Genomic DNA, 10,849 nt, shown 5'->3' on the forward strand with positions numbered 1-10,849 from the left:
CCACCCCTCATTCATGCCACGCTGCTAGCCTGCCGATCATGATCGAGCCCGGGAAAGGTCCCGCCAGCTACTTCCCCTCGATCGAGAAGAAGTACGGCCACCCGATCGGCCGTTGGCGGGAGCGATTCGGCACGGCGAACTGGTCACCTGGCTGAAGACCGGCCACGGTCACGCCAGCGCCCTGGTCGCCCACACGCCGGCCGAGAAATAGGCTCAGCGGGACCGGGGCAGGCAGCACTTCTTGTACTTACCGCCGGACCCGCACCAGCAGGCCTCGTTACGCGACGGCGGCCACGTGAGCACCCCGGCGCCGGCGGCCAGGCTGCGGGCGTACCCGTTCCGGGCGTTGGTGTCGACCGGCCCACCGATGCCGGCGAACCGGGCCAGGTCGTCGGCCTTGCCGGACAGCAGCACCGGGGTGCCGCCGCGACGGGTCAGGCGGGTCTCCAGCTGAGCGCGGTGCTCGTCCCAGGTCGTGCCGTACGCCTCGGTCAGCGACGGCCACCGGGTGACGACCGTGGCGAACTCGGCCTCCGGCCAGAAGAGCAGGTCGTCCTCGGCGACGGCGGCCGGGGTGCGCGCCAGCCGGGTCTCCAGCCGGTCGGCCAGGTTGTCGTGGGTGTCGTGCGACAGCCCGAGGGTGTGCCGGGTGCGGTGCCGCTGCTGGAGCAGGAAGAACAGCAGGCCGGCGTCGTCGGCGCTGACCGGGTCGGCGGTCTGGCCGGCCGCGGCCCGCTCACCGAGGACGGTCTGCACCGCCTCGGTCAGCCACTCCTCGGCGAGACGGTTGCGCCCACCGGCGGCCAGGGCGGCGCCGATGTAGGCGGCGGCGTCCGAGTGCCGGGTCAGGGCCGGGCGCAGCGGGTCCAGCTCGGCGAGGGCCTCGTCGCCCCGGCCGACCCGGAACAGGATGCGGGCGCGCACGGCGTGCGCGGCGGTGGCGCCGCTGTCGTCGCGGTCCCCGTAGGCGGCCACGGACTGGTCGGCGTAGCGCAGCGCGGCGTCGAGCTTGGAACGGCTCTCGGCGATCTCGGCGGCCAGGGTGAACGCGTGACCGGCATCCCGCGGGTCGGCCAGCTGCCCGTTCTCGGCGGCGGCGGCGAGATCGGCGGCCACGCCCAGCGGGTCGGCGGCACCGAGGGCGGACTGCCGGATCTCGCTGAGGTCGGCACTGGTCAGGTCTGTTTTGGTGGGCACGCCGTCACGGTACTGTGGCGCGCCCTATTCCAACCGTAGATCAATGTCACTTCGCTCCAGCGGTCCAGCGGGCCGCCCGCCGGGACGGATCCCGGCGGGCGGCCCGGCATGGCGGGTCAGGTCGGGCGGCGGCGTTCGCTCGGCAGCCGGGCCCGGGTCAGCAGTCCCGCTCCCAGCATCGCCACCAGCGGCACGACCAGGATCAACAGCAGATTCAGCCACGGTACGGACAACGGGTACGGCACCGGCGCCGGCCACACGGTGGCACGGCTCAGGTTGGTCGCCGCCAGCACCGCCAGACCGGAACCGAGGCCGGCCGCGATGCCCAGGATCGAGCCGAGCCCGGCGATCACCCCGGACTGGCTGATCGACAGCAGCCGCCGGATGCCGGGGGACGCGCCGATCGCGGCGAGTGTGGACAGGTCGGCCCGCCCGTCGGCGGCGGCCAGCCCGGTGGCCACCGCGGCCGCGCCCAGGGTGATCAGCGCGGAGGCGGCGGCCAGCACGTACAGCATCGGCCCCTCCTCGACGGCGGCGCCGGCCTCGACGTAGGCGATCCGGCCGCCGGCCGCGGCGAGTGCCGCGTTGAGCCGGTCCACCGACTGCACCGGCGGGGCCTCGGTGGTGGCGGCGACCACACCGGTGACCGCCACGTCGAAGCCGGCCGCGGTGGCCAGTTCCGGGGACAGCACGGTGGTGGCGTGCCCGCCGGGCATCAGGCCGCCGGGCACGGTCAGGGTGCGCTCCGACGTCGTCTCCGGATCGCTGATCACCACGGTCACCTGGCCGCCCTCGATCAGGAACGGGTCGTCGACAAGCACTCCGCCCCGGTCCAGGACGGCGGCCGCCGCGGTCAGGCTGTCGCCGGTGGCGCCGGAGAACGCGGCGACGGTGTCCCGGCCGCCGACCACCGAGTGGAAGATCGGGTAGGCCTGCTCGCTCATGTGCGATCCGGCGCACCGCGGGTCCTCGCGCAGTGCCGCGACCTCGGCCGGGCCGTCCGGTTCGGCGTTGTCGCCGGGGCAGGTCTGCGCGGGGGTACGGACCGGGACGAGCATGCAGCCGGTGGAGGTCCGGTCGTACCGGCAGACGGTCTCGGAGATGTCGGTCAAGGTGGCGCCCGGAAGCGCGCCGGCGACCGCGGCACGGGCCTTCTCCGGGGTGTCCGGGGTGTAGGTGTCACTGCCGATGCCGTAGTTCGCCCCCACGTAGCCGAGCGGGAGCGCCGGCCGGTAACTCTCCACCGACCTGTCGTACGTGCTGGTCAGGTAGACGCCGACGGTGACGGTCCCGGCGACGGCGGCCATCACCGCGGCGACCGCCGGGGCGGCCGAGGCGCGGTTGCGGGCGGTGTCGCGCAGTGCGATCCGGGGTGCCGGCGGCAGTTTCCCGCCGAGCCGGGCCACCAGACCGACCAGGGCGGGGGTGCACAGCACCAGGCCGATCTGGACGATCGCCAGTCCACCGGCGATCACCGGCACGTCGATCATCCGGACGCCGAGGACGCTGATCCCGGCTCCGGCCGCGGCGAGCACCAGTCCGGCGATCACCCAGCGGCGTTTGGACCGGACCACCCCGCGGCGGCCGGTCAGCGCGGTGACCACGTCGGCGCGGGCGGCGGTGAACGCGGGCACCGCCGCCGCCAGCAGTCCGGTGATCATCGCCAGTACCACGATGCCGGTGAGCATCGTCGGGCTGAACCGGATGCCTCCGGCCCGCGCACCGACGATCAGCTCCTCGGCCAGCGGCCGGCCCACCACGGCCAGCAGCAGGGCCAGCACCAGGCCGATGGCGGCGCCGGCCAGCCCGAGCAGCACACCGTCGGCGAGCACGATGCGGCGCAGGTGGGCCCGGGTGCCGCCGTTGGCCGCGACCAGGGCCAGGGAGCGTTGCCGGCGGCGGGCGCCGACCGCGAAGGCCGGCCCGGCCAGCAGGATGATCTCCAGAACCGCCAGGCCCACGATCACCGGTACGAGGGACAGAACGGTCGTTCCCTCATCCGTGATCCACACCTCGGCGGCCTCCGGCGGATCGAGGATCACGGCCCGCGACTGCACCCGGATCCCGGACCGATTGAGGTGCCGCACATCGTCCCAGAGGATCGGATCCGGACTGTCCACCAGCCACTCCCCCGCCTGGTACCCCTCGACGGCGGGCAGTCCGCCCGGCGCGAACACCAGCACCTCGCCCAGATCGGCTGGATCCTCCACGGTGCCGACCGCGGTCCACGTACGGCTGCCGTCCGGGGTCCGGATGGTGTCCCCGAACCGTTCCCGGGCGGCTTCCGACATCGCCACCTCGCCCGGCGCGGCGGGTGCCCGGCCGGCCGGCAGCTCGATGTCGCCCCGGTGGATCGGATCGGTCAGGTCCATCTCCAGCACGTCGGCGTCGACCAGCCCGCCGGTGGTGGTCAGCAGGGGCAGTCCCTTCCGGTGGACCGGCACGAGGCGGCTGCCGTCCGGCAGTTCGGCGAGCACCTGGCGCTCGGTCAGGCCGTTGAACTCCGCGGAGTTGCCGTCCCGGGCCAGCCGCCAGCCGGTGCCGGTCACGTCCTGCACGATCGGCTCGCCCGTCACCGGGGTGACGATCGCGTCGGCAGCGCCGAACATCCGGGAGGCCTGCTCGGCCGGGGTCAGGGTGAACATGTCGTACGAGGCGGCGGCGTACCCGAGTCCGCTGACCGGTACCGCGATCATCGCCACCACCAGCGCGGACCGCCCCTTGGCCCGGGCCATCTCGCGGCGGGCCACCCGCAGCGCGGTCCGCCACGAGCTCACCAGCGGCAGCCTCACGACGTCGGCTCCAGCAGGTCGGCGGCGGTGCCGAGCGGGCCGGACGTGTCGATCAGCGAACCGTCCCGCAGGAAGATCACCCGGTCCGCCCAGCCGGCGTGCCGGGCCTCGTGGGTGACCAGCAGCCCGGCCGCGCCGGCGTCCACCCGGTCGCGCAGCACCCGCAGCACCATCTCGCCGGTCTGCGAGTCGAGGGCGCCGGTCGGCTCGTCGGCCAGCACCAGGCGCCGTTCGCCGACCAGCGCGCGGGCGATCGCCACCCGCTGCTGCTGGCCGCCGGACATCTCGTCCGGGAACCGCCGGGCCAGCTCGGCGAGGCCGACGTCACCGAGGGAGGCGAGCGCGGCCCGCCGGGACTCGCGGATGCTCCAGCCGTCCAGTTCCAGCGGCAGGGCGACGTTCTCCACGGCGGTCAGGCTGGGCAGCAGGTTGAAGTCCTGGAAGACGTATCCGATGGTGCGCCGCCGGACCTCGGCCAGCCGGCGGTGCGACAGCGACTCCAGGGCGGCCCCCTCGACCAGCACCTCACCGTCGGTCGGCAGGTCCAGGCCGCCGGCCAGGTTGAGCAGTGTCGACTTGCCCGACCCTGACGGGCCCATCACCGCGACCAGTTCGCCCGGCCGCACGCTGAGGCTGACACCACGCAGCGCGTGCACGGTCGCCTCACCGCCGCCGTGGGTACGGTGCACGCCGCGGAACTCCAGCACCGTCATGCCCCGGTCTCCTCGTGCACGTCGACCCGGGTCACCGGGCGCGCCGTCCGCTTCCGCAGGATCGTCGACTCGCAGAAGTCCAGCCAGCGGATCTCCGCCTCGCACTGGAAGATCATCGCTTCCAGGACGAGCAGCCAGGACAGGTCGTCCGGGTCACCGGAGCCGTGTGCCTTGAGCCTGGTGTACTCCTGCAGCGCCCGGATCCCGGCCACCCGCTGGGTCTGCACCACCGCGGTCAGGTCGACGCCCGGGGTGGTCATCGCCAGGGCCAGTTTGATCGCCAGCTCGTCGCGGGGCCGGTCGCTGCGCTCGATCGGGGTGGCGAACCAGCGGGCCAGCTCGGCACGGCCACGGTCGGTGATCTCGTACGGCCGCTGCCCCTCGCTCTCCGGCAACGGCGCGACGAGCTCGTCCCGCTCCAGCCGGGCGAGTGTGGTGTAGACCTGCCCGATGTTGAGCGACCAGGTCCCCCCGACGCTCTCCTCGAACGCTACCCGCAGCTGGTAGCCGTGCATCGGCCCGCGCTCCAGAAGAGCGAGCAGGCTGTTACGAATGGACATGGATACGCAGTATGCATACTGAGTATCCCTACCGCAAGAAAACCGCCCGCCGTCAACCGGACGGCGGGCGGTCGATCACTCAGCGTCAAGCCGGGATGGTCACCACGGCCGGAGCGGACCGGTTGACGGTGGTGCCGTCACCGAGCTGGGCGGTGCCGTTGTTGCCCCAGCACCAGAGCGAGGCGTCGGTACGCACCCCGCACGTGTGATAGCTGAGCGCGAACTCCGCCGACCACGTGGTGGCGGTGCCGACCCGGGTCGGGGCGAACCGGTTGGTGGTCGTGCCGTCGCCCAGCTGGCCGGCCATGTTGTTGCCCCAGCACCAGAGCGAGCCGTCGGTACGGGTGGCGCACGCCGTGTTGTCACCGGCCGCCGTCCGGGCCCAGGTGGCCACCGAGCCGACCTGCACCGGAGTGGTCTGGTAGGCGCCGGCCGCACCGAGCTGGCCGTAGCCGTTCTCACCCCAGCACCACAGGGTGCCGTCGGTACGGGTACCGCACGTGAAGGTGTACCCGGCGGTCACGCTCGCCCACGTCGCGGTGCCGACCTGCTCGGGCGCGGTGCGGTAGCTGAGGATGCCGAGGCCGAGCTGGCCGGAGGTGCTGTCACCCCAGCACCACAGGGTGTCGTCGGTGCGGGTGGCGCAGGTGTGGGCGTACCCGGTGGTGACGCTCTTCCAGGTGCTGGCCGTGCCGACCTGTCGCGGAGTGGTGGCCTGGTAGACCACGTCGGGTGAGACGCCGAGCTGGCCGAGCCGGTTGAAGCCCCAGCACCACAGGGTGCCGTCGGTGCGGACCGCGCAGGTGTGCGCGTCGTTGGCGCTGACCGTGCTCCAGGTGGCGGTGCCGACCCGGACCGGCGCGCTGCGGTTCGTGGTGGTGCCGTCGCCGAGCTGGCCGCGGGTGTTGGCGCCCCAGCACCAGAGCGCGCCACCGGTGCGCAGGCCGCAGGTGTACGAGGTGCCGGCCTCCAGTGTGGTCCAGTCGGTGGCGGTGCCGACCCGGACCGGCGCGGTCCGGCTCGTGGTGGTCCCGTCGCCGACCTGGCCACGGCCGTTGCCACCCCAGCACCAGAGCGCGCCCGCGGCGGTGACCGAGCAGGTGTGCGAGTAGCCGGTGGCGACCGAGGCCGCCGATCCGGCGGCCGCCGACGCCGGCCCGGCCGTCCACACCGCCGCTCCGACGGTCATCGCCACCACGGCGATCACGAATTTGAACAGGCGGACGCGGCGCATCTGTCACCCTGCTTTCTGGGAGCGCTCCCACAAGACGTTAGAGATTTAATACCATCGACACGGATCGTTGACCAGAACTTTCTAATGAGCCGGCACCGACCGGCCGATCCAAAGGAGGGATGGTCCGACGAAGGAGCCCGCATGGATCACGCTGAGACCGCGCACCGGCTGGCCGCCGACGACCAGCGGATGGCGGATCTGATCCGCCGGAACCTCTTCGCCGAGGCGCTCGCCACCGGCCGGGACGCGCTCACCGGCCAGGGACTCACCATCCCGGACGGGCCGCCACCGGACCCCGAACCGCGGCGGCTGTCCGAGGAGCTGATCCGCTGGGCGGCCACCGGCAGCGCCGAGGAGGACGCCCGCCGGGCCGGCGACGCGGGACCGCTGCGGGACGCCGTCGGGCGGGTGCTCGCCCGGTCGGTACAGGCCGCGTTCCTGGGCGGCGATCCACTGGCCCCGTGGCTGATCCGGCTGGCCGTCCGGCTGTGGATCTCGGAGGGGCCGGCGGCCGGGCTGGCCGGCGCCCTCGCGCACGTCAACTTCGTGCTGGCCGGGCACGGCGACTACGCCACCGGCGACACCATCCTGCGGCGGCTGATGCGGTTCACCGAGATCCTCGGAACCGAGCCGGACCTGTCGTACACCCGGTTCCTGCACACGGTGAGCGCGGCGCCGTTCACCGAACCGTTCCCCGAGGCGGTCGCCGCCGCGCGGGCCGTGCACGAGAGCCTGACCGCCGCCGGGGACCCGACCAGCGCCGGATTCACCGTCCCGGGCAGTGTCCCGCTGCTGCTGGAGTACGGCGACGACCTGGCCGGATACCGGGCCGAGACCGACCGGGGCCTGGCCTTCGCCGCGGACACCGGCAACGAGCCCGGCCGGCGCAACCTGGAGGTGCACCGGCAGCTCGGCGCCATCCTGGCCGGCGATCGGGACGACTTCGACGAGTCGGCGCTCACCGGCGACGGCGGGACGACCGTCTTCGGCGATCACGTGATGCGGGCCGTGGCGGCACTGATCCTCGGTGACGAGCCGGCCCTGTTCCGGCACGCGGCCGGGGCCGCCGACCTGATCCCGTCGGTGAACAGCCTGGCCACCGTCGTACCGGCGCATCTGGTCCGGGCGCTCGCCCTGGCGATGGCGGGCCGGGCCGGCTCGCCCGAGTTCGCCGCCCACCGGGACTGGCTGGACCAGCGGGCCGCCGACAACCCCACCGAATTCGGGCACCTGCTGCCATGGCTGCGCGCCGAACAGGCCCGGCAGGCCGGCGACCTGACCACCGCGGTCCGCGAGTACGACGCCGCGCAGCGGGCCGCCGACGACCGCCGCCGGCCGTGGCACCAGGCCGTCATCGCCGAACGCCACGGGCGGCTGCTGCTGGCCCACGGCGTCACCCACACCGCGCGGCTGCTGCTGGCCGACGCGGCCGGGCGGTACCGGCGGTGGGGCGCCGAACGCAAGGTCGCCGACCTGCGCGCCGAGTTCGGCGTCGAACCCGGCGAGGGCCCGGCCGGCGCGCCCGTCCCGGACGTGGACCTGCTCGCCGTCCTGCGGGCCGGCCAGACGATCAGCTCCGCCGCCGGCCTGGCCGCGCTGGCCCACCGGACCGGCGAGGCGCTGACCGCGCTGACCGGGGCGAGCACCGTGCACCTGGTGCTCCAGGACGGCGGGCCGCGGCTGCTCACCGGCGGCGGTGGGCTGCTGCCACTGGACGACCCGGCCGCGCGCGAACTGCTGCCACTGACCGCGATCCGGTACGCCGACCGCACCCGGGAGACCCTGGCCGTCGCCGACGCCACCCGTGACGACCGGTTCGCCGCCGACCCGTACCTCACAGCGCTGCCCCGGTGCGCGCTGCTGGTGACGCCGGTCGGCGACGGGGCGCTGCTGGTGCTGGAGAACCGGCACACCCGCGGCGCCTTCTCCACCCCGCGCCGGGACACCGTCGCACTGCTCACCGGTCAGATCGGGGTGTCGCTGCGGAACGCGCTGACGCACGCCGCCCTGGAGCGCAAGGTCGCCGACCGGACCCGGGAGCTGGCCACCGCCAACGCGCGGCTCGCCGAACAGGTCGGCACCGACGTGCTGACCGGCCTGCCCAACCGCCGCCGGCTGGCCAGCGCGGACGGCGCCACCGCCGCCGCGATGATCGACATCGACCACTTCACCAGGTACAACGACCACTACGGGCACCTGGCCGGCGACGCCTGCCTGCGCGAGGTGGCCCAGGCGATCAGCGGCGCGATCCGCTCCGGCGACATCGTCATCCGGTACGGCGGCGCGGAGTTCGCGGTCCTGCTCGCCGACGCGGACGAGCCGATCGCGCGGATGGTCGCCGAACGGATCCAGGCGGCCATCCGCAGGCTGGGCCTGCCGCACGCCGCCGCGCCCGCCGGGGTGGTCACCGCCAGCATCGGGGTGGCCTGCTCCGGCACCGGCCACCAGGAGCTGATCCGGGCCGCCGACGAGAGCCTCTACGAATCCAAACGCGACGGCCGGGACCGGATCACCGTGGGCGGCACTCCGGGTTGACCGAGTGCAGGATCGTCGTGGTGATCGCGCCGAGCTCCCCGGCCTGCTCCGGGCTGAGCCGGTCGAACAGGTGCTCGCGCACGGTCGCGTAGTAGTCCGGGGCGCACTCGGCCAGCTTGCGCGACCCGTCCTCGGTGAGCGAGGCGAGCGTGTAGCGGGCGTCGGCCGGATCCGGCCGGCGCACGATCCACCCCCGGGTCTCCAGGCGGGCGGCGATGCGGGACAGATGCGAGGGGGTGACACTCGCGGTTCCGGCGAGATCCCCCATGGTACGGGTCCCGGTGTCGCTGAGTGACAGCCACCAGATGATCTGGAACTCATGGTGACTGAGGCCGTGTGCCTTGAGGGCTCCGTCGAGCTTGCCGGGCAGCCACAGGACGACGCCCATGAGCGCTGCCCAGGTCGTCATCTCGGCATCGTCCAGCTCGCTCACATCCGCACCCTAACAGCGCGGCAGTTTCCGCGGAAAGTGATGTTCCGAACGCTTGCCGCGGAAAATGATCGACCCTAAGTTAGTTTCCACGGCAAGCAACTCGTCCCGAGGAGTTCCACCATGCGCGCTGCACGCTTCCACAAGTACGGTCCCGCCGACGAGGTCCTGGTCGTCGAGGACACCCCCGAGCCGCACGCCGGCCCCGGCGAGATCCGCATCCGGGCCGCCGCCGCCAGCGTCAACCCGATCGACTGGAAGGCCCGCTCCGGCGCCCTGGCCGGCTACTTCCCCGCCGAACTGCCGGAGATCCCCGGCCGGGACGCCGCCGGTGTCGTCGACGAGATCGGCGAGGGCGTCACCGGGGTCGCGGTCGGCGACAAGGTGTTCGGGCTGGGCGGCATCTTCGGCGCCAGCGCCGAGCACGTGGTCCTGACCGCCTGGGCGCACGTGCCCGGCACGTGGACACTGGAGCAGGCGGCCGGCGCCGGGCTGGCCGTCGCCACCGCGGGCGGCGCCCTCAACGCGCTCGGCGACCTCACCGGCAAGACCGTCCTGATCGAGGGCGCGGCCGGCGGCGTCGGCAGCGCGGCGGTGTCCATGGCCGCCGCCCGGGGCGCCACCGTGATCGGCACCGCGAGCGAGGGCAAACACGACTACCTGCGGTCGATCGGCGCGGTGCCCACCACGTACGGTCCCGGCCTCGCCGACCGGGTCGCCGCCCTCGCCCCCACCGGCGTGGACGCCGTGCTGGACGCGGTCGGCTCCGGCTCGCTGCCCGACCTGGTGGCCATCGCCGGCTCCCCGGACCGGGTGGTGACCGTCGCCGACCACCTGCGGGCCGGCGAGCTGAACGTCCGCCACATCGGCGCCGAGAACGACCCGGTCCTGCTGGCCGAGGGCGCCACCCACGGCGCGAACGGCGCCTACACCCCGCACATCGCCGAGACGTTCCCCCTGGACAAGATCGCCGACGCCCACCGCTACGCCGAGCAGGGCCGCACCCAGGGCAAGATCGTCATCACCCTCTAGCTCCAACCCCGACTGCCGGCTTCCGGCCCGGAACGCCCCGCAACTCACCACGCGCCCGGGCCCGCCGCCCGCGTGCCGACTTGCGGTCCAAATCGCACCGCAAGTCGGCACACACGGCGGACCGCCCGCGCGCCAACTTGCGGCGCATTCCGCACCACAACTCACCACGCGCGCCGCAGGCCCGGCTAGCGTGGCGACTTTCGGAGCCGAACGCACCGGAAAACGGCACGCAAGTTGAGCGTGGCGACTTTCGGGGCGGAACGCACCACAACTCACCACGCGCGCGGCAGACCCGGCCAGCGTGGCGACTTTCGGAGCCGAGCGCACCGGAAAACGGCACGCGGGTTGAGCGTGGT

8 protein-coding genes are annotated in these 10,849 nt (G+C 73.6%); 2 read left to right on the forward strand and 6 right to left on the reverse strand.

All coding sequences use genetic code 11. From position 1 onward, the window contains the following. Positions 1–213: 213 nt before the first annotated feature. From ACQ0O7_RS43345 to ACQ0O7_RS43365, 5 genes are all read right to left on the reverse strand, one after another. A complete protein-coding gene (locus ACQ0O7_RS43345) occupies positions 214–1,197 on the reverse strand; it encodes an SEC-C domain-containing protein (RefSeq protein WP_430791758.1) in 984 nt (327 codons plus the stop codon). A gap of 116 nt (positions 1,198–1,313) precedes the next feature. Beyond that, positions 1,314–3,989 (reverse strand): ABC transporter permease, encoded by a 2,676-nt coding sequence (locus tag ACQ0O7_RS43350; RefSeq protein WP_430791759.1) that lies wholly within the window; start codon positions 3,987–3,989, stop codon positions 1,314–1,316. Further along, a complete protein-coding gene (locus ACQ0O7_RS43355) occupies positions 3,986–4,702 on the reverse strand; it encodes an ABC transporter ATP-binding protein (RefSeq protein ID WP_430791760.1) in 717 nt (238 codons plus the stop codon). The genes ACQ0O7_RS43350 and ACQ0O7_RS43355 overlap by 4 nt, the downstream gene beginning before the upstream one ends. Continuing rightward, complete coding sequence (locus ACQ0O7_RS43360; protein ID WP_430791761.1) at positions 4,699–5,262, reverse strand: PadR family transcriptional regulator; 564 nt, start codon at positions 5,260–5,262, stop codon at positions 4,699–4,701. Before ACQ0O7_RS43360 ends, ACQ0O7_RS43355 begins: the two co-directional genes overlap by 4 nt. 85 nt (positions 5,263–5,347) lie before the next feature. Next, positions 5,348–6,496, reverse strand: a complete 1,149-nt coding sequence (locus ACQ0O7_RS43365; RefSeq protein WP_430791762.1) for an RCC1 domain-containing protein — start codon at positions 6,494–6,496, stop codon at positions 5,348–5,350. A gap of 141 nt (positions 6,497–6,637) precedes the next feature. Between ACQ0O7_RS43365 and ACQ0O7_RS43370 the strand changes: the two genes are divergently transcribed. Next, on the forward strand, positions 6,638–9,031 hold the full coding sequence (locus ACQ0O7_RS43370) for a diguanylate cyclase domain-containing protein (protein WP_430791763.1): 2,394 nt from the start codon (positions 6,638–6,640) through the stop codon (positions 9,029–9,031). Here the strand turns inward: ACQ0O7_RS43370 and ACQ0O7_RS43375 are convergent. After that, a complete protein-coding gene (locus ACQ0O7_RS43375) occupies positions 9,006–9,464 on the reverse strand; it encodes a MarR family winged helix-turn-helix transcriptional regulator (protein ID WP_430791764.1) in 459 nt (152 codons plus the stop codon). The genes ACQ0O7_RS43370 and ACQ0O7_RS43375 overlap by 26 nt on opposite strands. Positions 9,465–9,584: 120 nt before the next feature. On the opposite strand from ACQ0O7_RS43375, the gene ACQ0O7_RS43380 reads away from it, so the two are divergent. Then, positions 9,585–10,493 carry an NADP-dependent oxidoreductase gene (locus ACQ0O7_RS43380; protein WP_430791765.1) on the forward strand — a complete coding sequence of 303 codons (909 nt, stop codon included), beginning with the start codon at positions 9,585–9,587 and terminating at the stop codon, positions 10,491–10,493. Positions 10,494–10,849 lie beyond the last annotated feature (356 nt).

It is taken from the genome of Actinoplanes sp. G11-F43 (assembly GCF_050589265.1).
GTDB lineage: Bacteria > Actinomycetota > Actinomycetes > Mycobacteriales > Micromonosporaceae > Actinoplanes.